Origin of the sequence: Ferruginibacter sp., assembly GCF_049840995.1 — a bacterium.
GTDB lineage: Bacteria > Bacteroidota > Bacteroidia > Chitinophagales > Chitinophagaceae > Ferruginibacter.
The window spans coordinates 52,517-74,068 of sequence record NZ_JASGIP010000002.1; the positions used below are offsets into that span (position 1 = coordinate 52,517).

Below are 21,552 nucleotides of genomic sequence, written 5' to 3' on the forward strand. Positions count from 1 at the left end.
AACGGCTTCGATACAGGTATGAGGCTTTATAAAATCTTTCAATGACCACTTTTACAATTATAAAAAAAGGAAACAGGTACGATATTGTTAAAGATGGCGTGCAAATTGTTTACGGCATCAGGACAGGTGGCTTTTCTACTGAAAAGATCAGTTTTTATTTTATGGATGCTACTGAAGCCGGTACTTATTTTGAAAAGCGGCGATTTATTTTAAAAAGATCGCTTTATCTAATGCTGCCTGGTAGCGCCGAAAGGGTGGAGATCAGCAGTAAATTTGCTGCTTTCTTCTTTACCTATAATGACCGGCTTTATGAGTTGCGGTACGGATTTTTCAGTTTCAAAGGATTTTTTATCAACGATGAGAAAGTCGGTACTTTAGAGACCCTTAAATCAGGTGTGGCACGATACAGCAAGCAAATCAACTTCGACATTGATTCAGAAGACCTGCTTTTTTTGATCTATTGCTATATAGGGGAGCATGAGTTTGGTGTGAATTGATATTTTGGCTTAGCGAAAGTGCAAGGGGGGCATACACCGTTTGCCATACTTCGACAAAGCTCAGTACCAAGACGGCGGCGAAGGGTTTAAGTCACCTGCGGTGCCTTATGTTAGAACGCGGATCTTTATGATGGTGATGATCTGTTATGATCTATCTGTGTAGATCTTATTGATCTGTGTTCCGTTTTGTATCGCCGAAGGCGAAAGCTAAGACGGCGGCCGGTTTTTAAAAACCATCTTTCACCAGTTCCCAGAATTCATCCAGCGCCATGATACGGGGTTTAAGAAAACTGATGATGCCCGGCCAGTCTGATTGGTTGAAGATATTTACCTGCTGCAGTTGCTGCGATATACTGCTAATGGTTTGATGACCGGTTACTGCCGCTTCATCCCACTGCCAGCTAAAGCCGGTGGTATTTTCCAACAATGTTTTGAGCGACAAGAACTGTGTATAATAATGCGCTCTTTCCTCTGGGTTGGCATGTGTTATTTCAATGGCAACAATTGCTTTTGTGTTATCGGCATCCATCCTGAACCGGATATTTTTGATGCCTGTTTTATAATTGATCCAGTTAACCGGCAATCCAGATGTACCGGGTACGGGTTTCATATATTGCCCGAAGCTGGTCCAGAATTGGGTTTTTAATTTTGATGCCTGTTCTTTGGAGTACATGGGTGTAAGATAGGGAAATCGGGTTAAGTCACCTGCGGTGCCTTGTATTGGAACGCGGATTTTTATGATGGTGATGATGTGTTATGATCTATCGGTGTACAGCATAATGATCTTATTGATCTGTGTTCCGTTTTTTATCGCCGAAGGCGAAAAGCCAAGACGGCGGCGAAGGGCGAGTGCCTTTATCAGTTTAAGGTGTTCGATTATACTTAGGGCTATACGTATTTATTATCAATGTCGTTGGTCTGGCAAGTGGTCCGTAAAGTTGTTGTGCAGCGTGAAATTCCATCGTGTCTACATAGCTTAAGCTGTTGGATGGAAGCGTTCGTAACTCCTTTTGTGCACCTGGTTGGCACAAAATGCCGTCTACAACAATTAAAATATTTGCACCGTTGTCTACTGAATGGAGAAAGTGCTTCAGCAATGCGTACCTTTCTTTTTGTAACGTTGTTTCTACTTTCTTTGTTTTAACAACAATAACAGTGGTGTCTTTGCCGCTATAATAAAATTGGGGTGCTTTTCCGGGAAGATACTTGTTGTATGAAAATATTTCAGACGAGTCCAGTTTTTCTAATTGCTCTTTCGGCTGTCGTATATCATCTATAAAAATTGCTTCACGCCGATCATGCCTCGAACAAGAAGCGAGCAATAAAAAAAGAAGATTGATAAGAATAAGCTGTCTCATTGGCGATACTAATGTTGTAAGAAGGTTCAAACGCCGAACCATTTTTTTCTTTTATAGATTAACCCTTTCCTTTTTTTGTCATACACAAAGTAAATTGTCAAACCGCCTTCATTACCCATACTAATATTGTTGTTCTCGTATGTTGCAGAAAATGGGATTACTCCGCAAGAAAATTCCCCTTTCCTGAAGTCGAAAGGGGTAATGCCGACGATAATTGTGCTGCCATTATTTTCATTGATCGCTCTTATATATTGACTGTCTGTTTCCAAATATCTTATGTCAAAGCTAAGGATCTTTTTCGGCCAACTGTCGCCAATAAAGTGGTCATCTCTAACATAAACGACTTTAGACTTAGTAGAATCCAAAGATTTGCAATATTCTTTTAAGGAAAACAAATAAACGTTATTAAGATTATTTAAACCGTCGGTATCTAAAACTGTCTGTCCAATAGAGACATTTAAATTAAATGCTAAAAAAAGTAAGAAGAATGTGATTTTCATTTTTAAATGATATGGTGTTGATTAAAACTTGCTTACAGTAGGCATTGCCGCAGCAGATTGCTTCAATGTCTTGCCCCTCTTATTGGCAATACCAATGTTGTAAGCAATTTATCTGATCACGGTTCCTTTATTTACTTTGCTGATGTTTATAATATTTCCTGTAGTAGCGTTTATTTCAATGACTTCAAAGTCTCCCATGTCTTTGCCGGTAGCATTTAAAACAACGGTCAAGGTATGCGAAGCTGTATAAATATACTGTTTTGATTTTTCGTCATAAGAAAGGATTGGAATAGATACCTTGTAACTGTTAGGCTTACTATTTGATTGTACGATCGCCGAAGCTGAGTCAACAGAAATAAATTCGGAAGGCTTGTTTTCAACGATGAATTTTGGAATGAATTCAAAATTTAAACTGTCAATTAATTGGAAGTCTTTATCAACTATTAACCAAAGCCCCCCTCTGACCCCTTCTATTTTGGGATAATCAAAATGATACAAAAAGTTCAATGTCACGAACGACTTTGGAAGTCGTTTTTTTTGTAAAAATCTCCACGTCCGTTGTTTTCCTTTCCTGCCTGCATAACTGTAATAAGAACCTCCGGAAACACTAAAATATTGAAATAATCTGTCCCCAATTTGCGATCTTAAAATGCTGTCTGCAATCACGACTGCTTTCTTTGTCCTTTGAGCATAAGTAGTAAAGCAAAATAATAAGAGGCCAGGTAAAATAAATTTTCTCATAATGTTCAAATGATGCAATTACTGGAGGATTTACACAAATTGCGAATGCAATGCCAGGCACAGTTATTTTTACCAACCGGGACCAAGTTTTTCTATTGGTTCGGGTTCAATTACTCTCATATCATTTAGCAACATTGGGTCTTCGCCTTTCTTGATCCTTTTATGCATGTCCAATAAAGTTGTCAACAGTAATTCAATCCCTTCTTTTTTATTGTCATCCTCGATCCTTAGTTTGGTCAAAGCATGTTGTGCCGCTTGCCAGAAGTAGGCACGATTATCAGGAGAAAAAGACCTTAGGTCAAAGTTGAACATTATGTTTTCCTCTTTTCTAATAAACCCACCATACCCATTGTACTCATCTCCGATTTCTTCACGATAAACAAATCTCTCCAGGTATTCATAGAAAGTTTGCGCTCCGTTAATTTCTTTTAGTTCGTTTGTGATTAGTTCTAACATATATGCCATGCCTGCCCATCGTCTTGCAAAGCCTCTGCCGTCTTCAAGTGTCCAAAATGCTGATGCCATTATCTTATAATTGAGCCTAAAGTTGAGGACCCGCTGCTGTGCTGGTATTTTATAACGTCCAGCCCGGAACCACTACCTGCTTTTTTATAAAGTTAAATATTAACAACGAAAGTGGGGTTTTAAGGTTAAGTATATGAAGATGGCGGAGGAGAAATTGGCCGCATTACTTTTGATCTGGTAAAGTTTTAATGATGGTGGCATTCGCCGTTTGTCGAAGCCAAGACGGCGGCAAAAAGACCAGACGGCGGCGAATTCTCACTGAGGCAAAATCCCATGTTATGTGCCGGCAGTCGAATTGTTTTTTGAATAGTAGGCCGGTTTAAGTAATTCTATGATTTGGATATTTCTTAAACGATTTTCCTTGTCAGAATAAAATTTTGAGTCTTTATTTACTTTGAGCCATGCAGACTTAAACGATGATAAAAATTTTTCCCGATCTTGCTTGGCCACAAAGAAATAAACAGTGTCCACTTTAAATAAATAAAAAATAGATTTCTTTTTCCTGCAATTAATAAGCGTAATATAATTTTTATTGTTATACCATTTTCCGCTATCAAAAAAACTACTGCCAAAGCAACCAGAGTGATATCTTCTAAATTTCATATTTGAGTCGAAGTAATAACTACCACTTAAAACATCTGCAAATACAAACGAAAATTTTCCAATTGCATCTCGGGATAAAATTGAATCGCAAAACCTTGGCTGACTTAAAGATGAGTTAAAGGTGTCTTTTAAAGGATTAATTTGACATTTGGCCAAAAAGGAAAGAAGAATGAATAATATGGTAGGTACACTTTTCATCTTAGAAAATGTTTCGAACGCTGGCACATAAAGTTAAACCATTGGCGATGTGGCGGTATTCTATGTTCCGTGTGCCCGGTTCCGCTGCTGATTAAAGATACAAAAGCTGATTGTAATTCTGTTGCTTGGCGTTATTCATCTGCCGAAGCCGAATAGCGAACCAAAGTTGATGCTTACAACGTCAAGCACAAATTGCAGCAAACCTAATTTTGGTTGCTGCTCTTCATTTTCAACAAAGTAACTTTCTTAATGTATGTATCGTCAAATGTCTTTAGTACAACGTGATACCAGTTTTGTTCGGGTGTGTCAACTGTGAAGATTTCATTTTTCTTATGATTTCTAACAGCTTGTTCAAAATTTTTAACCATCATATTCTCTGTAAACCATTTCGTGTCACCTGTAAAATTACCATCCATATTATACTGCTGAACAAGGTCAAAAAAGCTTGTACCAGTTTTAAATTTTGAAATTATTTCCTGCCTTAAGCTGTCAAGTTGCAGTTTGGAAAATTTGTCACCATTTAAATAAATATAGTTTACTCTAAATGATAAAGTAGAGTCTATACTTAAAATTTTAAAAGCGATATTATCTATGTAAAAAGTAAAGCCAATTTTTTTGTTATAAAGGGGCATAAGAATTTCTGTCGTGTCATTACTTGATTCTATTGTAAAAAGTTTACTGCCTGTTTGGGGATTTTTTGATATAAATGCTTCTGCTTCAGAAACTGTTTTAATCTTTGAAATATCATTTCCTTTCGATTGTCCAAAAGTGAAAGAGTAAAATAAAAATAGTATTGTTGTAATAATAAGTCTTGTCATTTTATGTTGCTATAGGTTTTGTGTCAGAGTATCAGCCAACACCAGGATTGCTGTTATTACACGCAATTCATCAAACCAAATATACGCTGGTAATCAACAAGCTAGTAGTATATATTTTAAATTGTTTATAGCAGCAATGGTATTTACGATTACTTACCAATGCTTAATTGTATAAAATCGTAATGGGGAAGCTTTAGCTTTATCAGGTGCGCCAAAGTAATCATTTTATTTACAAAATAAAATACGGGAAACCCGCAATTTTGCGGCTTAAGCCAGCATCAGGCAGCCCTGCATTGAAGGTTGCGATGTGTACGCCGTTGGTCGTACTTTGACGAGGCTCAGCACCCAGGCGGTGGCGAGGAATAATATTTTCCCTATGTTTTCTATGTGCCTATGTGGGTTTAATAGTTTGCTCCGTTGCTGCAGGTGCTTTTTCCTTTTGCAGTTTCAGCAACCGTAACGGTATCCACACCGTTTTCTTTTCGTTCTTTTTATTCAATCCTTCGCAAAGCGCTTCGCCCTTTACTTCATCTACCTGGATGATCTTTTTGTCATTTAATTTTTTAAATGCCACAGCATCGCCAACCTTGAATTTTCCTTCCATGTTTTTTTGATTACAATATAGTGAATTAAATGTTGCCGTTTGATGGTTCAGACCGCTCCCGCCTGGGGCGAGACAGGTTAGGGCCCCGACCGGGAGGAGATGGTTCAGGCCGCAGGAGCGTCCCGACCCACGATGATGGTTCAGGCCGCAGGAGCGGTCCCGACCCAATTACTGCTTTCCATCCAGCAGTACTTCGGCATTTACTGTGGCCAGTTTATTCACACCTTCTTTTGTAATGAATTTACAATGCTGCAGGGTAATGTTTTTAGCAAAGAAGATTCCGAAAGGATTGTCGGCGGTGATGTTTACATTCTCTAAAGAAATATTGGCAATGGCAGCTTCGGGCAGTCCCCAGATAAGGCCGGCACGCCTGCCGGCTTCGGCAGTGGCGGTAATGTTCTCAAATTTTATGTTGCTGTAAATGGGTGTTAAGTCGGTTACCGGTGCAGCTGGATAAGTCGATGCAATTTCGGGCGTAAGTTTTTGCAGGTTCCTGTATTGTTTATCGGGCGCCATATAAGTGGCATACATTAAAATGGGAATGCCCACGTTCGTCATGGTAAGATTGCGGTAGGTGAGGTTCTGCACCTGGCCGCCCCGGTCACGGTCGGATTTGATGCGGATGCCGCATTCGGTATTGGTAAAGCTGCAGTCTTCTATTAAAAAATTCGATACGCCTCCTTTGGTATAACTGCCAATAGATAAACCATGTCCGTAACCATATTTGCAGTGCATGATGTGTACATTAAAAGTGCCGCCGCCACAGGTAAAATTATCATCGCCGGTACTGATGTCGCAGTTCTTGATCAGGATATCTTTACCGGAAACATCGCAGGCATCGGTATTGTGGCTGGGATTCACCGGATCGGTGGAGGCAGGCGCACGGACTATTACACCACTTACCGTAACATTGTTCGACCTGCTGATGGCAATATGAAACATCGGTGAGTTCATCAAGGTTACATTCTCGATCAACAGTTTTTCACAATCCTTCAGCGAGATCATGCGGGGGCGTTTGGCATCTTTTTCTTTCGCGAAGGGCCACCAGGGCGATCCTTGCCCGTCGATGGTGCCTTTACCGGTAATGGCCACATCGTGCAGTTTGGTGCCGCTGATAAAATCGGTACCCGTTGTGGTGCCACCGGGATATTTATCGATCGGTAATAATTTTAGCAGTGCACCGGAATCCAGTTGAAAATTGAGGTTGTTCACAAACTGCAAAGGGCCGCAGAGAAAAACGCCTGCAGGCACCACCACTTTTCCGCCACCGGCGGTATTGGCTGCATCAATTGCTTTTTGAATAGCACTGGTATTGTCTGTTTGTGCATCGGCTGCTGCACCAAAATCTTTTATGTTGAATGTTTTATTGGGAATTACTGGGAGCGCCGGTGTTACCAATGCTGTCTGTGCCTGTAGTTGTTGTAATGCGAGGAAACTGATCATTGCGATAACGCTGCAACGTATTTTCATGCTGTTTGAATTTTAGCTGGTACAATGTAAACATTAATTGAAGGACTGACTTTGATTGGGTGCTAAAGTTTGTTAATGGGGAGTTATTGGAGATTGGAATAAGTCGCCTGCGGCGTCTTTTATGGGAACGCAGATTTTTATGATGGTGATGATATGTTATGATCTATCTGTGTAGATCATGATCATCTTAATGATCCGTGTTTCGTTATTTATCATCGATGATGATAGGAAATATGTCGTTTGTTGTACTTCGACGAAGCTCAGTGTCAAGACGGCGGCGGAGGTTATGAAATCCATTTTGGAATTTATTTTTTACCTTCTTCCCGGACGAAGTGCCCATTTTTATCAAAAAACTTTGCATCAATAACTTGGCCGCTGTCATTAAATAAAAGTGAGGACTTTATAATACCCAGTGAATCTTCCCAATAGTCTGCACCATAACTCACTTCTTTATCCATTCTGAAATATCTATGCCCGTTTAAAGTTCCGGTAGTATCATAAAAATAATAAGCATTTCCCCCGGCCAATCCATTTTGTACGGGTATTTTCCTGTCTAAAATACCATCATTATAAAACCATAATTGCTCGCCTTGAAATTGCCCTTCCTGGTTAAGTCTATGTATTTCCTTGACCTCTCCATTTTCGTAAAACGAGAGTTCAATCCGCAATTTATCTGTACCTGCGTTGTTGATAATGACAGATTTTATTTTGCCATTTTCATAATACGTGATTTGTTTGGATGATCTGCCAGCGCAGCTGCAAAATATTAATGCGAGTACTAACACGAGAAGTACCGGATAATTTGAATGCTTCATATTATATTGTTTTTATTGACTGGCCGCTGACGAAGATAGGTTAGATTTTATTTTGAAGGGGGATTGTTGTGTGATAGAGGAATACGCCGTTTGTCGGAGCCAAGACGGCGGCGAGTGTTTAATAACAATCAACATAATCGTACCTTTGCCGTTTAACAGGAGTTATAGTTGAAACGGATGGATACTGCTTTTAATAGTCGATACATTTTTTCCTATTGAGATAATTGCCTGGAAATGATTTTTTTAAAACTGTTTAACTATTAATTTCTATGGATGTTGTTCTCCCCTCTCCATCACCAGGTAAAAATTATGTACAACGCAGCAGGTGGCAAAACATCCTGCTGATCACCATCATTGGTTTACTCAATACGCTTACGCCGTTCTCTATTGATATGTACCTGCCCGCTTTTCCAAAAATTGCGCAGGAACTGCATACCGGTATTGGTAATGTGGCATTATCCGTCTCTACTTATTTTTTGGGATTTGCCCTTGGGCAAATACTATATGGACCTTTACTCGATCGCTTTGGAAGAAAGCGGCCTCTCTACATCGGGCTGTTTTTTTATATGATCGCAACCATTGGTTGTACGCTTTGTAACACGATCGAAATTTTCTGGGTCGCCCGTTTTTTACAGGCACTCAGCGGTTGCGTGGCTTCTGTTGCCGCCATGGCAATGGTACTCGATTTTTTTCCACCGGAAAAAAGTGCCCGGATCATCTCTTTGCTGATATTGATACTGGGTATATCGCCACTGCTGGCGCCTACAGTGGGCAGCCTTATTATTGCAAGCTGGCACTGGCATCTTGTTTTTGTTACGCTGGCAATTTTTGCGTTGCTGATGTTCTTAGTGTCTTTTTTCCTGTTGCCGGAAGGGCAGGAGCCTGATCTTTCCGTTTCATTGATGCCCCGGCCGATCATCAATAGTTTTAGACAGATATTGACTGACCGGCAATTTTATGTACATGCACTGGCAGGTACTTTTTCGTTTGCAGGCCTGTTTGTATACGTGGCAGGTTCACCGGCTATTTTTATGGATGAGTTCCAGATGTCGCCCAAGATCTATGGCGCCATATTCGCCGGGCTTTCAATAGGCTTTATCGGCAGCAGCCAGTTGAACCATTTTCTTACCCAACGTTTTACTGGAAAACAAATATTGCAAACGGTGTTGATCATCCAGTCTTTAACCGGGATCATTTTTTTTATTACTGTTTTTAGTGGATGGTATACTATGAGCTCAACGATCTTTTTTATATTTATTGTATTGGCCTGCTCCGGCCTTACTTATCCCAATGCTGCTGCACTTGCCATGACGCCCTTTACTAAAAATGCGGGAACTGCTGCTGCTTTATTAGGCTTCATCCAGATCGGTATCGGCGGGCTTATTTCTGCAGGCGTGGGCATGCTGCATTTTAAGGGCAGCTTTTCTGTTGCATTGATCATGGCAGTATCGGCATCTATTGCGTTGCTGATCTTTTTAAAGGGGAAGAAGTGAGGCAATAGTTTGTTTTTGTGTGTTGTGTAAACGGGGCACTTCTATTATAATTTGTTTTACACCCAATACATTGTTGAATAAATCCATGAAGCCTGGCAATACTTATATCAGCCAGGTTGCGTAAATAAAAAATGAACAAAAAATATCTGATTTTTTTCCTGCTGGTGTGCGCTGTGTTTTTTAACGCCTGTAACCGGTATTATGTAAGCAGTATGTACCCCATCCCGGCAAAAAAATTATATAAACGCTCCGTGAAATATAAAGAGCGGTATGGAAAAATAACCTATGCTGCAGATACCATACTCATTAAAAGGAATTTTTGCAGGATCTATAAAAAAGGACAGCTTGTAAGTGCGGGCAAATTAAATAATGGCAGGCCAACAAGCTATTGGATCACTTTTGATGATGCATTAGAGCTGGAATATATCATATCATATAAAGAGTTTAAAACAGATTCTTTTTTTCATCCCTTCGCAATAATAAATCAAAACTGGGGAAATGCTTTATAATAGGTATTATCCTGGATATTCATTCATTAACCGATTACGGATTTTATTTTAACCGGGGATTGTTGTGCGATTGAGGATACGCCGTTTGTCAAAGCCAAGACGGCGACGGAAGCCAGCATATTCTGCCTGCCTTAACAGTACTACTACGTACCAAAATCACGTAATACCCGAATTGCAGAAGTAAAAGATCAATTATATTTTTATCTGTCACCCCCAGATCTTTCAATATCCCCCGATTGATCCATCGCCGCTGAGATTTAACTGCACTGAGAGGAACCCTTGTATTGATAGTATAACCTGAACCTGGCTATAACCGGGCTGTATACCTTTTTTTCTGCTACAGGCTGGATACCCCTGCACCCGGGTTACACTACCTCTTCATTTCTACCTGGTCCAAAGTTTAAAACCGGAGTTTGCTGAAAATCCGACAAAGAGTAGGCATAAAACAACCACATTATGAGTAACAATCAAGCAGGGCGCCACGGTATAGTTCGTGGGCTCGATTCCGTTGCACGGTCATCGAGTTTTGAAGGCCGTTTTGGAAGAATGTTCCGCACCTTACCCGCCGCAACATGGCCAGAGGATGCATTAAAAAAACTGGCAGCTGCCATGAGCGCAGATGCAGAAGAAAGTCCAACCCCCGAAAATAAATCCGATGATGAAGAAAATTCGGGTATCAGTGCCGGGTACACGTATTTTGGTCAATTCATTGATCACGACATTACCTTTGACCCCAACAGTTCGTTGCAGAAAGATAATGATGTGAACGGCCTGGTTGATTTCCGTACGCCAAGGCTGGACCTGGATAATGTATATGGCAGGGGACCGGATGACCAACCCTATATGTATGATAATACCGGTATGAAATTTTTACTGGGTAGGCAACTTACCGGTGCCGAAGCATTTGCCCATAACGTAAAAGATCTGCAAAGGATCACAACCGAGCCTAAGCGTGCCATCATCGGCGATCCACGAAACGATGAAAATGTGATTGTTTCGCAACTGCAGGGAGCGTTCCTGCGTTTTCACAATTACTTGGTGGAAACGATGCCCGGTAGTAGCTTTTCTGATGTACAAAGGGAAGTGCGTTTTCATTATCAATGGGCGGTGCTGCACGATTTTCTGCCAACGATCATTGGCCAGAAGATGGTGGATGATATACTCTCCGGCGGTTTAAAATTTTATAAACCACGCAAAGAGGCTTACATGCCGGTGGAATTTTCGGTGGCAGCATACCGGTTTGGGCACAGCATGGTGCGACCCATATACCGCCTTAGCCAAACCATTCCCCGCTTTGCTATTTTTTCAAATGACCCGGGCAGTAGCCTGACCGGTTTCCGGGAATTCCCTTCCAACTGGGCCATCGACTGGCGGTTGTTTTTCAACTTCGGTAATAACCCGAATCCACTTTCGCCGGAACGTATTCAACCGGCGTATAAGATCGACACCTCGCTGGTGAATCCATTGGCCAACCTGCCTGCAAGTGTGGGAGGTAACATACCAAGCCTTCCATTCAGAAATTTATTGCGGGGGCTTCGTATGGGATTGCCCTGCGGCCAGGATGTGGCCTGTAAAATGAATGTAACCCCGATACCGGACAAAAATTTAAAAGTGGGCAAGGCTACAGAAGGGGATACGGCAACAAATAAAAGTATTGTGGATATAGATCCATCATTCAAAGGAAAGGCACCATTGTGGTTCTATATTCTTGCAGAAGCGCAGCAGCAATTTAAAAAGAATAATACGCCCATCAGGCTCGGCGAGGTTGGAGGAAGAATTGTGGGCGAAGTGCTGATCGGTTTATTACTGAATGACAGCCATTCGTATCTCAGCATGGCCCCCTGCTGGCAGCCCCGGCACGACCTGTTGCTCAATGGTAAATTCAGTATCGCCGCTTTAATTGCTGCCGCAGGCAAGAGCAGCAATGTCTGAGACCTGCTCTGTAATGTAAAACATGCAGCATGCGATCCGTTCTTGTTTGGAATGGATCGTATGCTTATTTTTTATACATAATATCTTTTTGTTGGAGTTAGTCTGTGTAATGACTTTGTTGATCGAGTGTAGTAGTGTTGGTTGTAAAAAGCGTGTATTCTTAATAGTTATAAATAAAAGTATTTGTGGTAAGTTGGGTGGCAATGGAGGTTAGTGGTATATTAGTTTGATCTGCTACCGTTTTATGATGGTGGGGTACGCCGTTTATCATACTTCGACAACGCTCAGTACCAAGACGGCGGCGGAGAAAGTTTGATTCTTAACTATTTTATGATGGTGGAGTGCGCCGTTTGCCGTGCTTCGACAAGGCTCCGTACCAGGACGGCGACGGCGAAAAATAAAAAAGGAACACCATCAATAGTGTTCCCGTATCGGAGGTCCCTAGCGGATTCGAACCGCTGTAGAAGCTTTTGCAGAGCTTTGCCTGAGCCACTCGGCCAAAGGACCGTATATAATTTTCTCAAAATAAATACTTTACAGTTTAGAGTTTCTTAGTAAAGTACTTTTTTAGTGTTGCAAAAATAGGGTATTTTTAGGCAAAATTACGCTTCTCACTAAATCTGTTATTAAAAATATCATGACCAGTATTGCTGCTTCCGAATTAATTATCAACAGCCGGGGCGCTGTTTATCATCTTGATTGCCTTGCCGAAGAAATTGCATCCACTATTATTACCGTAGGCGACCCCGACAGGGTAGCCGCTGTGAGCAAACATTTTGATACGGTGGAAGTAAAGAACCAGCACCGCGAATTTGTAACGCATACAGGCTATATCGGTAAAAAACGCATCAGTGTTGTAAGCACGGGCATTGGTACGGATAATATTGATATTGTGCTGAATGAACTGGATGCACTGGCGAATATCGATTTCGCTACCAGGACGATCAAAGAAAATCTTACCGCACTTAATATCATCCGCGTAGGCACTTCGGGTTCGTTGCAGCGGGATATACCGGTGGATAGTTATGTGGTGAGCACCCATGGCCTGGGCATTGATAACCTGCTGAATTTTTACCGGCACAACAGCAATGAAGAAGAAAAACAACTGGTGCAGTCTTTTATTACACAAACACAATTAAATAATAATTTTGCACAGCCCTATATCAGCAGTGCCAGCGGCGCCCTGATAAAGCATTTTGTAGATGGTTTTCACCAGGGTATCACCGTTACCTGTCCCGGCTTTTATGGTCCGCAGGGCAGGGTGTTACGACTGGGACTTGCCAACCCGGCGCTGATCGATAACCTTACTGCATTTACATTCGGGCAGCACCGCATTACCAATTTTGAAATGGAAACAGCGGGCATTTACGGGCTGGGTAATTTGCTGGGGCATCACTGCCTTTCCATCAGCGCTATTGTGGCCAACCGTATCTCCAAAGAGTTCAGTAAAGATGGCGGCGCAGTAGTGGAAAGCCTGATCAAAAAAACACTGGAGATCATCTCCGACAACATATAAACATGAAGATCGATTTTTATAAATACCAGGGAACCGGCAACGATTTTGTCATACTGGATAACAGGGATAATAAATACGAAAAACTTTCCACCAAAGTGGTGAAACATATTTGCGACAGGCGGTTTGGCATAGGTGCAGATGGATTGATGTTGCTGACATTGAAGAGCGGTTACGACTTTGAGATGATCTATTTTAATGCTGATGGTAATGAAAGCAGCATGTGTGGTAATGGGGGCAGATGCCTGGTAAAATTTGCGTACCATATGGGCATTCATAAAAGCACCTATCATTTTATTGCTACTGATGGCGAGCATTATGCGGATATCAATACCGATCAAACGGTTCGTTTAAAAATGAAAGATGTGGAAGAAGTAGATGAACATTCTACTTATGCGATACTGAATACCGGTTCGCCGCATTTTGTAAAATTTGCCAATAATGTAAAAGATATCGATGTGCTGGAAACAGGCCGTGAGATCCGCTACAGCAAAGAATTCAAGCAGGAAGGTATTAATGTGAATTTTGTGGAATCGATTGACGAAGATGGTATTTATGTACGTACCTACGAAAGAGGCGTAGAGGATGAGACCTACAGCTGCGGCACCGGCGTTACTGCTGCTGCATTGATGAGCGCCCACAACGATAATGGTTTTAACCGTGTGGAAGTGGATACACCCGGCGGCCACCTGAGCGTGGAGTTTGAAAAGATAGACGATGAACATTTTACCAATATATGGTTGTGCGGCCCCGCCGAATTTGTATATAAAGGCGAAATAGAAGTATAACAAATACATAAAGCCGTTGGTATTTCATTACGGCATTATCCAATTAATTTTGCAGCAGCTGCATATTATATGATACAGTATTTTAAGATCATAGAACATCAAACCATTGCCATCGACAAGCCCGAAGTGGGCAGTTGGGTGAATGTGCTGCCGCCTTTAAAGCAGGAAGAGTTCAATGAACTGAGTGAAACGCTGGATATACCCATCGACTTTTTAAAAGACTCGCTGGATATTGATGAACGCAGCCGTTACGAAATTGACGACAATGTAAAACTGGTGGTAATAAAAACACCTACCGAGAATAATTCCTTCAACGACAGCGATGCTTTTTATATCACCATTCCTATCTGTATCATTCTAACGCATAACCAGATCGTAACGGTGAATTCCTTCGAGAATGAGGCCATCAAAAAATTCCTGAACAGTTTTCAGAACCGTCATCCCGATAAAAAGAATATGATGGTACTGAAGATATTTGAAAAGATCACCGCCAATTTCCAGGAATACCTGAAGGAGATCAACCAGCGCAGGAATATACTGGAGCAGAAATTATATGATGCCAACCGTAATGAAGAATTGCTGCAACTGATGCGGATACAGAAAAGCCTGGTGTATTTTATTACCGCACTGCGCAGCAACGAATTGCTGATGATGAAGCTGGCACGTACCAATGTGATGCAACTGAATGATGATGAGAAGGATTTTTTAGATGATCTTATAGTGGAAACATCACAGGCATTGGAAACTGCCAATACTTATACTAACATACTCAGCTCTTCGCTGGATGCTTTTGCAAGCATCATCAGCAATAACCAGAACGAAGTGCTGAAAAGGCTCACCACGCTCACCATCTTTTTAAGTGTGCCGGTATTGATCGCCAGTATTTATGGTATGAATGTGCCTATTCCTTATAAAGATACTCACTACGCCTTCTGGGTACCCGTGATATTATCATTGGGTATATTAGGTGTGGTGATGTGGAACTATTTAAAACGGTTTAAAAGATAATTATGTTCTCAGTAAGGGTATACGGCATTTTGATGAATGATAAAAAACAGGTGCTGGTAAGTGATGAATTAATAAGGGGCATGCGGATTACCAAATTTCCCGGTGGCGGGCTGGAATTTGGCGAAGGCACCCGGGATTGCCTTAAAAGAGAGTTCATGGAAGAAATGCAGTTAGCAGTTTCCATCGGCGATCATATCTACACCACCGATTTTTACCAGATGAGTGCTTTTGACAGCAGCAAACAGATCATCTCCATTTATTATTTTGCAACAGCGCTGGAAGAAATTAAAGCGCCACTTCGTACTACCGAATTTGATTTTGACGCACAACAGCTACGCATATACGAAACAACCGGTGAGACAGAAACCTTCCGCTTTGTGGACTGGAATGATTTTTCGGGCGCTTCTGTAACATTACCTATTGACAAGATCGTAGCCGATCTTTTAAAAGAAAAATATTAACCGGCAAATGAACCAGGAGAGTTTTTTTGATCAGCATATTATTTTAGAAGATGCACTGGTGCGGCTGGAACCGCTGGAAGAAAGGCATTACGATGCACTACTGCCTGTGGCACTGCATAAGGACCTGTGGCTATACACCGGCGCCAAAGTAAATTCGGAAGCTGATTTTAAAAGATATTTTGATAACGCTTTACTGGAAAAGAAAAATAAGAAAGCCTATCCTTTTGCATATTATCATAAACAACAAAACAAGATAGTAGGCTGTACCCGTTTTGGTAATATCGATCTTGCCAATAAAAGATTGGAAATAGGCTGGACCTGGCTGGATCCTTCCCTGCACGGTACCGGTTTTAATAAACATTGCAAGTTCCTGCTCATCAGTTATGGTTTTGAACAACTGCAGCTGAACCGGGTTGAATTAAAGACCAGCCACCTTAACCTGCGCTCACAAAAAGCCATGCGCAAGATCGGTGCTGTAGAAGAAGGCACACTCCGCCGCCACAGCATCAACGAAGATGGCCTGGTAAGGGATACGGTGTATTTTAGTTTTATTGCGGAAGAATGGCCTGCAATAAAAGCCCGTATATTTGACGACCTCATAAACTCATAACTCCCTCATTTTCATACCCAATTGCGTTGTATTCCCGGGTGCTCCCGGTTGGTTTCCCGGCAATCGGTTTTCAAATTATAATGCCTGTCATATAATACCCAGAGCCTGGTTTATCCATGTTTTTGTAGTAATATATATGATACATTTCATATTAATTAGTCTACAGCTTTTATAGCCTTTTGTGTATTTATTTGTGGCCTGTTTATGAACCCAGGTAATACTTCACATAAAACACCGACCAGCGCTGATCTTGGGATGATCTTTGAAAATCTCCCGGGGTTATATCTTGTGCTATATCCCGATCTTACTATTGCCGCGGTGAGCAATAGTTACCTGCGTGCCACGCTTACCTGCAGGGAGCAGATCGTGGGCCGTCATCTCTTTGATGTTTTTCCTGATAATCCTGCTGACCTGCATGCAGATGGTGTTTCAAAATTGCAGGCTTCGCTTGATGTTGTAATTGCAAAAGGCATTCCTCATAAAATGGCCGATCAGCAATATGATGTGCGCAGGCCCGATGGTGTTTTTGAAGAAAAATACTGGCGACCATTGAACACACCAGTTTTTAACGAACAAAAAGAATTGATCTATATCATTCACCAGGCAGAAGATGTAACGGTAGAGAAAAAAACAGAAAAGAAATTACTGCAGAGCCAGAAAGATTTTCAACGGCTGGTGAGTGGTGTAAAGGATTATGCAATATTTCTATTGGACATTAATGGAAAAGTGGCGAGCTGGAATAGTGGTGCAGAAGTGATCAAGGGATACCGGCAGCAAGAGATCGTAGACCGGCACATGGAAGTATTTTATACTGAGGCCGACCGGCAAATTGGTATCCCTGCCGAAAATCTCCGTAAGGCAATACAATGGGGGCGTTATGAGTCGGAAGGATGGAGAAGAAGAAATGATGGTTCAGAATTTTTTGCCAATACAGTTATTACTGCGTTGAAAGATGATGCAGGAGATCTGTATGGTTTTTCCAATATCACCAGGGATATTACCGAAAGAAAAAAGATCTACCTGCAGCTGGATTTTCTTTCCAGGCAGGTGAACCAGTCGAACGATGCGATCTGTACCATTGATACCACGCTCCGTATCAACAACTGGAACAGGGGCGCTGAAAAACTGTATGGCGTTAGTGCTGCTGAGGCTATAGGCAAACAGCCCGGTGAATTATTCCGTACTTCCCTTACGGCAGCAGAATTCAATGCGGTCATACAAAAAGCGGAACAGGACGGCTATTGGTCGGGCGAGTATACCATAAAAGACCGCAAGGGCGCTGATATTTTTGTACGCTCTTCGCTTACGGGTGTAAAAGATGATGTTGGAAATATTCGTGGATACATCTCCGTTAGTTTTGATGTAACTGCAGAAAAGCAATTACAGCAGCAAGTGAATCATCTTGCTAATATTGTAGAGCAATCTGATGAAGCTATCTTCTCCCGTGGGCTCGACCGCAGGATCATCAGCTGGAACAGTGGTGCAGAAAAATTGCTGGGCTACAGTAAAGAAGAAGCCATTGGCAAAACAGGTGCAGAATTAGGTATGGCAAAAATATCAGAAGAAGAGATACGGGGGATAGAAAATACTTTGTTTAAAAATGGCAGCTGGAAATCGCAGCGAAACTATTTTCATAAAAAGGGCCGCAGCTTTACTGCCGAGGTAACGGGCACCGCGGTAAAGAACGAAGCAGGGGAGATCAATTCCATGGTATTTATCATCAAGGATATCAGCCTGCGCCTGGCGCTGGAACAGCAATTGCTGCATGCCAACGAAATGCTGGAACAAAAAGTAGTGGCAAGGGCCGAACAGATCATCAAAACAGAAAGCAGGTACCAGGCGATCATTGAAAACAGCGGCGAGATATTTTTCCTGATGAATGATGAATTGAAAGTGATCTACCGAAGTTCATCGGCAGCGAGGATCACCGGCTGGAAGAATGAAGAGTTACTGCAAAAGAATGGTATGCTGAAAGTGCACCCCGATGATAAACAGAATTTGGAAGCTACAATACGGGAGCTGGTTGCAAACCCCGGAAGGTTGATCCATTGCAGGTTCAGGAAACGCCATAAAGAAGGACACTATCTTTGGCTGGAAGGCACCGTGATCAACCTGCTGCACGAAAAAAATGTGAATGCGATGGTTTTTAATTTGCGGGATGTAAGTGCAAAAATAGTGGCAGAACAAAAGCTGCGGCATTCGGAAGAGAACCTGAAAGCCATTTTTGACAATGCCTCACAGAGTTTTGTGCTGATCACTAAAGAAGGGATCATTAAATCATATAATAAAAGAGCGGAACGTACCATTTTCCGCAATAGCAGCGGTGTCATCACCGAGGGTAAAAGCATCTTCAGCCTGGTGGAAGGACCGGCGGAAGATTTTTTTAATAACCTGTTGCAAAAAGTAGCTGCCGGCGAAACAGTGCAATACGAACGCTCCTTTACACATGCAGGCGGATCAGTGACCTGGATGCATTTTTCCTATTGCCCGGTGCTGAAAGAAAATGGGGATGTTGACATATGCATTACCGGTAGTGATATCACGGAAAAAAAGCTGGCCGAACAACAAAAGGATTTTGACAGCAATAACCTGAGCGCCCTTATCAATAATACCACCGACCTGATATGGAGTGTGGACAGGGAATATAAATTGATCGCTTTCAATGAAGCGTTTCATGATATCGTAAGCAGGATCACCGGTAAAACACCCGAGAAAGAATACAGTATCCTGTTCCATGAATTCAGCCCCGAGCAAATAGAACGGTATAAAAAATATTATGACCGTGCATTTGAAGGAGAAGTATTTACGGTGATAGAAAAAGATGAGACGGTGCCGCGTTTATGGTCCGAATTGTCTTTTTACCCGATCTATGAAAAAGATATCGTTATAGGCACCGCCTGTTTTTCCCGTGATATTTCTGAAAAGATGCAGGCGCAGGAAGCGCTTAAGAAAAGCCTGGCAGAAAAGCAGGCATTGGGTGAAAGGATGTCGGTTATCCTTAACAGTCTGCCTGCCACCATTGCGTTGCTGGATAGTAAAGGTGTGATTGTGGAAGTGAACGAGGCCTGGAAAAGATCTGCCGATGCAAATGCAGTGACATCGATACATTGCAGCGTTGGCAGTAATTACCTGGATGATACAGTGGATATCAATTGCCCTTTGCAAAAAGATGCCGGGCGTGCCCGCAGAGGTATCAGGCAGGTGTTGCAGGGTAAAAGAAACGAGTTTGTAATGGAATATTCCTGTGATCGGCAGGAGCAGGAACGATGGTTCCGTATGGTGGTTACTCCTTTAAAAGAAAAAGCTTATGAAGGTGTGGTGGTGATGTACGTGGATATTTCCGAACTGCGCAGGCTGGAAAAAGAACGTTTGCAAAGTAAACTGGATGAACAAAAGAAGATCACCAAGGCCATGATAACAGGGCAGGAGAATGAACGCAATCATATTGGTAAAGAGTTGCACGATAATATCAACCAGTTACTGGCGGGCACCAGGTTGTACCTGAATGTTGCCGGCAGAAAAGATGAGATATTGAATGAGCTGATCCGTTACCCGATGGAGTTGCTGGATCATACTATTGCAGAGATCAGGGCATTGTGTGCTAAAATGGTTACGCCATTAAAAGATATTCAGCTGCAAACATTACTGCAGGAACTGCTGTACAAAGTAGACCAGGCCAGCGGTATGGGTACCGATCTGATCTATGATGTACCCGGCGGCTTATTATCAGATGATCTTAAACTCAATATTTACCGCATCATACAGGAGCAGGTAAACAATATTTTAAAACATGCTGCTGCACGCAATGTAATTATTACTGTTAGCAGCAACGATCGTTGTATATCTATATCCATTAAAGATGATGGTAAAGGTTTTGATACAAAGGTCAAACGCAACGGCATTGGTATCTCCAATATCATCAACCGGGCGCAGACTTTTAACGGGCAGGCGATTGTTGTAAGCAGCCCGGGTAAAGGTTGTAGTTTAAAAATTGAGATACCAGTAGTAGCACCACCTGTTGCTGTAATTGCAGGTGAATAGAAAAGAACAGTATTCCTTCATTCAATTTTATAAACGGGATTGCTTAACTTGTAATGCTGTTGCATTAAAAGTACCTGTATGCGATCTTTCTTCCTTAGTCTATTGGCTTTTTTCTTATTCTCCTGTAAAGAAGAGAAGAAGCTGGATTACAACAATCGTCAATCATTATATAATGAGACTGTTACCTGTTTACTTCAAAAAAGGGAGGGGATATTAAAACTGCAGGATAGTTCGCTGCAAGCCATTTCTATTTACCAGGAAGACCTTGAAAGATTGAATTTATGCAAACAGGTGGATGCTCTTTTCCGGGCAGAGCCCTTAAGTTTTATTTTCATGGAAAAAGATGGTACTGTATCTTTTTATGCAACAATAAGAGGTAATACCCTGCGGGCAAAGCAATTTATTGTAATGCGCTTAAAAGATACCGGCCTGCTTTCACATAAAATAACCAGTGATATGAAAGTGAAAAAGATCAGTGATGATGGATGGTATGAATTGGAAAGATCAATAAGTATAGCAAATTGAGTAAACAGGAAAATGCAATGAAGTACATAAGACCATTCTTTATATTGATGCTGTTGATCTATTCCGGGTGTGACTCATTTTATGCTGAAGAAAAAACAGTTGTGGGAAATATTATTTTAATAAATGACCATGTGCAAAAGGATAATGGTTTCAGGCTAAATCATTACACAGGTAGTTTCAACGATAACCTGATACAGGATTACGTAGTGTCTTTATATGGTAATGACACTGTTTTATTTGTAAAAACCAGGGATACCATTACCGGCCACAGGTATTTTGAGGTAAAGCATAACAAAGGAAATGAACCTATAAGGGTAAAGGAACTGGATAGTGCTGCAGTGATCTATAATTCATATTCCAGGCAGATCGATCATAAGTATAGTTTTGAAGAAAAAAAATAGCGCTGTATCAGACAGTATATCCCTTTTTTAATGCGGTTTTAATTTTTTTTAAGCAGCTGTTTATCAGTAGATTTGAATTGCTTTGCCAGCACGGCATAATAATTGAATAAATCCTGTATTACTTGAAATATTCCGGATCATT

22 protein-coding genes and 1 tRNA gene are annotated in these 21,552 nt (G+C 41.5%); 12 read left to right on the forward strand and 11 right to left on the reverse strand.

Annotated elements, in window-relative coordinates:
- Window positions 1-41: 41 nt before the first annotated feature.
- Complete coding sequence (locus QM738_RS01365; RefSeq protein WP_462274882.1) at window positions 42-497, forward strand: hypothetical protein; 456 nt, start codon at window positions 42-44, stop codon at window positions 495-497.
- A 226-nt stretch (window positions 498-723) separates the two neighbouring features.
- Here QM738_RS01365 and QM738_RS01370 read toward each other — a convergent pair whose 3' ends face one another.
- The 10 genes from QM738_RS01370 to QM738_RS01415 form a co-directional block, all read right to left on the reverse strand.
- Window positions 724-1,170 (reverse strand): DUF4268 domain-containing protein, encoded by a 447-nt coding sequence (locus QM738_RS01370; protein WP_462274883.1) that lies wholly within the window; start codon window positions 1,168-1,170, stop codon window positions 724-726.
- 190 nt (window positions 1,171-1,360) lie between these two features.
- Complete coding sequence (locus QM738_RS01375; RefSeq protein ID WP_462274884.1) at window positions 1,361-1,855, reverse strand: hypothetical protein; 495 nt, start codon at window positions 1,853-1,855, stop codon at window positions 1,361-1,363.
- 26 nt (window positions 1,856-1,881) lie between these two features.
- Window positions 1,882-2,355: a hypothetical protein gene (locus tag QM738_RS01380; RefSeq protein ID WP_462274885.1), complete on the reverse strand. Its 474-nt coding sequence runs from the start codon at window positions 2,353-2,355 to the stop codon at window positions 1,882-1,884.
- A 108-nt stretch (window positions 2,356-2,463) separates the two neighbouring features.
- Window positions 2,464-3,096 (reverse strand): hypothetical protein, encoded by a 633-nt coding sequence (locus tag QM738_RS01385; RefSeq protein ID WP_462274886.1) that lies wholly within the window; start codon window positions 3,094-3,096, stop codon window positions 2,464-2,466.
- A 69-nt stretch (window positions 3,097-3,165) separates the two neighbouring features.
- Window positions 3,166-3,621 carry a hypothetical protein gene (locus QM738_RS01390; RefSeq protein WP_462274887.1) on the reverse strand — a complete coding sequence of 152 codons (456 nt, stop codon included), beginning with the start codon at window positions 3,619-3,621 and terminating at the stop codon, window positions 3,166-3,168.
- A gap of 276 nt (window positions 3,622-3,897) precedes the next feature.
- A complete protein-coding gene (locus QM738_RS01395) occupies window positions 3,898-4,422 on the reverse strand; it encodes a hypothetical protein (protein WP_462274888.1) in 525 nt (174 codons plus the stop codon).
- Window positions 4,423-4,625: 203 nt separating this feature from the next.
- Window positions 4,626-5,240: a peptidylprolyl isomerase gene (locus QM738_RS01400; RefSeq protein WP_462274889.1), complete on the reverse strand. Its 615-nt coding sequence runs from the start codon at window positions 5,238-5,240 to the stop codon at window positions 4,626-4,628.
- Between the two features lie 391 nt (window positions 5,241-5,631).
- Window positions 5,632-5,844 (reverse strand): hypothetical protein, encoded by a 213-nt coding sequence (locus tag QM738_RS01405; RefSeq protein ID WP_462274890.1) that lies wholly within the window; start codon window positions 5,842-5,844, stop codon window positions 5,632-5,634.
- 168 nt (window positions 5,845-6,012) lie between these two features.
- Window positions 6,013-7,314 carry a glycoside hydrolase family 28 protein gene (locus QM738_RS01410; protein WP_462274891.1) on the reverse strand — a complete coding sequence of 434 codons (1,302 nt, stop codon included), beginning with the start codon at window positions 7,312-7,314 and terminating at the stop codon, window positions 6,013-6,015.
- A 305-nt stretch (window positions 7,315-7,619) separates the two neighbouring features.
- The gene (locus QM738_RS01415) at window positions 7,620-8,129 is read right to left on the reverse strand and encodes a toxin-antitoxin system YwqK family antitoxin (RefSeq protein WP_462274892.1); all 510 of its coding nucleotides are present in this window, start codon (window positions 8,127-8,129) and stop codon (window positions 7,620-7,622) included.
- A gap of 269 nt (window positions 8,130-8,398) precedes the next feature.
- Here QM738_RS01415 and QM738_RS01420 point away from each other — a divergent pair, with 269 nt between their 5' ends.
- From QM738_RS01420 to QM738_RS01430, 3 genes are all read left to right on the forward strand, one after another.
- Window positions 8,399-9,622 (forward strand): multidrug effflux MFS transporter, encoded by a 1,224-nt coding sequence (locus QM738_RS01420; protein WP_462274893.1) that lies wholly within the window; start codon window positions 8,399-8,401, stop codon window positions 9,620-9,622.
- A gap of 131 nt (window positions 9,623-9,753) precedes the next feature.
- Window positions 9,754-10,131 (forward strand): hypothetical protein, encoded by a 378-nt coding sequence (locus tag QM738_RS01425; protein ID WP_462274894.1) that lies wholly within the window; start codon window positions 9,754-9,756, stop codon window positions 10,129-10,131.
- Window positions 10,132-10,587: 456 nt separating this feature from the next.
- The gene (locus QM738_RS01430) at window positions 10,588-12,063 is read left to right on the forward strand and encodes a peroxidase family protein (RefSeq protein ID WP_462274895.1); all 1,476 of its coding nucleotides are present in this window, start codon (window positions 10,588-10,590) and stop codon (window positions 12,061-12,063) included.
- Window positions 12,064-12,498: 435 nt separating this feature from the next.
- On the opposite strand, the gene QM738_RS01435 is transcribed toward QM738_RS01430, so the two are convergent.
- A tRNA-Cys gene (locus tag QM738_RS01435) sits at window positions 12,499-12,570 on the reverse strand.
- A 130-nt stretch (window positions 12,571-12,700) separates the two neighbouring features.
- Here QM738_RS01435 and QM738_RS01440 point away from each other — a divergent pair.
- The 8 genes from QM738_RS01440 to QM738_RS01475 all read left to right on the forward strand — a co-directional run bounded on the left by QM738_RS01440 (window position 12,701) and on the right by QM738_RS01475 (window position 21,410).
- Window positions 12,701-13,579 (forward strand): nucleoside phosphorylase, encoded by an 879-nt coding sequence (locus QM738_RS01440; RefSeq protein WP_462274896.1) that lies wholly within the window; start codon window positions 12,701-12,703, stop codon window positions 13,577-13,579.
- 2 nt (window positions 13,580-13,581) lie between these two features.
- The gene (gene dapF / locus QM738_RS01445; RefSeq protein WP_462274897.1) at window positions 13,582-14,364 is read left to right on the forward strand and encodes a diaminopimelate epimerase; all 783 of its coding nucleotides are present in this window, start codon (window positions 13,582-13,584) and stop codon (window positions 14,362-14,364) included.
- Window positions 14,365-14,433: 69 nt separating this feature from the next.
- Complete coding sequence (locus tag QM738_RS01450) at window positions 14,434-15,372, forward strand: magnesium transporter CorA family protein (RefSeq protein ID WP_462274898.1); 939 nt, start codon at window positions 14,434-14,436, stop codon at window positions 15,370-15,372.
- A 2-nt stretch (window positions 15,373-15,374) separates the two neighbouring features.
- Window positions 15,375-15,833 carry an NUDIX domain-containing protein gene (locus QM738_RS01455; protein WP_462274899.1) on the forward strand — a complete coding sequence of 153 codons (459 nt, stop codon included), beginning with the start codon at window positions 15,375-15,377 and terminating at the stop codon, window positions 15,831-15,833.
- A 7-nt stretch (window positions 15,834-15,840) separates the two neighbouring features.
- On the forward strand, window positions 15,841-16,443 hold the full coding sequence (locus tag QM738_RS01460) for a GNAT family N-acetyltransferase (RefSeq protein WP_462274900.1): 603 nt from the start codon (window positions 15,841-15,843) through the stop codon (window positions 16,441-16,443).
- Window positions 16,444-16,647: 204 nt separating this feature from the next.
- Window positions 16,648-20,484: a PAS domain S-box protein gene (locus tag QM738_RS01465; protein WP_462274901.1), complete on the forward strand. Its 3,837-nt coding sequence runs from the start codon at window positions 16,648-16,650 to the stop codon at window positions 20,482-20,484.
- A gap of 78 nt (window positions 20,485-20,562) precedes the next feature.
- On the forward strand, window positions 20,563-21,009 hold the full coding sequence (locus QM738_RS01470) for a hypothetical protein (protein ID WP_462274902.1): 447 nt from the start codon (window positions 20,563-20,565) through the stop codon (window positions 21,007-21,009).
- 17 nt (window positions 21,010-21,026) lie between these two features.
- Complete coding sequence (locus QM738_RS01475) at window positions 21,027-21,410, forward strand: hypothetical protein (RefSeq protein WP_462274903.1); 384 nt, start codon at window positions 21,027-21,029, stop codon at window positions 21,408-21,410.
- Window positions 21,411-21,552: the final 142 nt, after the last annotated feature.

What these genes read in the sequence shown, in the direction of transcription:
- QM738_RS01460 (WP_462274900.1), top strand. Translation starts at nt 15,841, where the DNA reads ATGAACCAGGAGAGTTTTTTTGATCAGCATATTATTTTAGAAGATGCA.
- QM738_RS01405 (WP_462274890.1), bottom strand. Translation starts at nt 5,844, where the DNA reads ATGGAAGGAAAATTCAAGGTTGGCGATGCTGTGGCATTTAAAAAATTA.
- QM738_RS01465 (WP_462274901.1), top strand. Translation starts at nt 16,648, where the DNA reads ATGAACCCAGGTAATACTTCACATAAAACACCGACCAGCGCTGATCTT.
- QM738_RS01440 (WP_462274896.1), top strand. Translation starts at nt 12,701, where the DNA reads ATGACCAGTATTGCTGCTTCCGAATTAATTATCAACAGCCGGGGCGCT.
- dapF (WP_462274897.1), top strand. Translation starts at nt 13,582, where the DNA reads ATGAAGATCGATTTTTATAAATACCAGGGAACCGGCAACGATTTTGTC.
- QM738_RS01470 (WP_462274902.1), top strand. Translation starts at nt 20,563, where the DNA reads ATGCGATCTTTCTTCCTTAGTCTATTGGCTTTTTTCTTATTCTCCTGT.
- QM738_RS01380 (WP_462274885.1), bottom strand. Translation starts at nt 2,355, where the DNA reads ATGAAAATCACATTCTTCTTACTTTTTTTAGCATTTAATTTAAATGTC.
- QM738_RS01365 (WP_462274882.1), top strand. Translation starts at nt 42, where the DNA reads ATGACCACTTTTACAATTATAAAAAAAGGAAACAGGTACGATATTGTT.
- QM738_RS01395 (WP_462274888.1), bottom strand. Translation starts at nt 4,422, where the DNA reads ATGAAAAGTGTACCTACCATATTATTCATTCTTCTTTCCTTTTTGGCC.
- QM738_RS01390 (WP_462274887.1), bottom strand. Translation starts at nt 3,621, where the DNA reads ATGGCATCAGCATTTTGGACACTTGAAGACGGCAGAGGCTTTGCAAGA.
- QM738_RS01410 (WP_462274891.1), bottom strand. Translation starts at nt 7,314, where the DNA reads ATGAAAATACGTTGCAGCGTTATCGCAATGATCAGTTTCCTCGCATTA.
- QM738_RS01370 (WP_462274883.1), bottom strand. Translation starts at nt 1,170, where the DNA reads ATGTACTCCAAAGAACAGGCATCAAAATTAAAAACCCAATTCTGGACC.
- QM738_RS01430 (WP_462274895.1), top strand. Translation starts at nt 10,588, where the DNA reads ATGAGTAACAATCAAGCAGGGCGCCACGGTATAGTTCGTGGGCTCGAT.
- QM738_RS01385 (WP_462274886.1), bottom strand. Translation starts at nt 3,096, where the DNA reads ATGAGAAAATTTATTTTACCTGGCCTCTTATTATTTTGCTTTACTACT.
- QM738_RS01475 (WP_462274903.1), top strand. Translation starts at nt 21,027, where the DNA reads ATGAAGTACATAAGACCATTCTTTATATTGATGCTGTTGATCTATTCC.
- QM738_RS01375 (WP_462274884.1), bottom strand. Translation starts at nt 1,855, where the DNA reads ATGAGACAGCTTATTCTTATCAATCTTCTTTTTTTATTGCTCGCTTCT.
- QM738_RS01425 (WP_462274894.1), top strand. Translation starts at nt 9,754, where the DNA reads ATGAACAAAAAATATCTGATTTTTTTCCTGCTGGTGTGCGCTGTGTTT.
- QM738_RS01455 (WP_462274899.1), top strand. Translation starts at nt 15,375, where the DNA reads ATGTTCTCAGTAAGGGTATACGGCATTTTGATGAATGATAAAAAACAG.
- QM738_RS01400 (WP_462274889.1), bottom strand. Translation starts at nt 5,240, where the DNA reads ATGACAAGACTTATTATTACAACAATACTATTTTTATTTTACTCTTTC.
- QM738_RS01420 (WP_462274893.1), top strand. Translation starts at nt 8,399, where the DNA reads ATGGATGTTGTTCTCCCCTCTCCATCACCAGGTAAAAATTATGTACAA.
- QM738_RS01450 (WP_462274898.1), top strand. Translation starts at nt 14,434, where the DNA reads ATGATACAGTATTTTAAGATCATAGAACATCAAACCATTGCCATCGAC.
- QM738_RS01415 (WP_462274892.1), bottom strand. Translation starts at nt 8,129, where the DNA reads ATGAAGCATTCAAATTATCCGGTACTTCTCGTGTTAGTACTCGCATTA.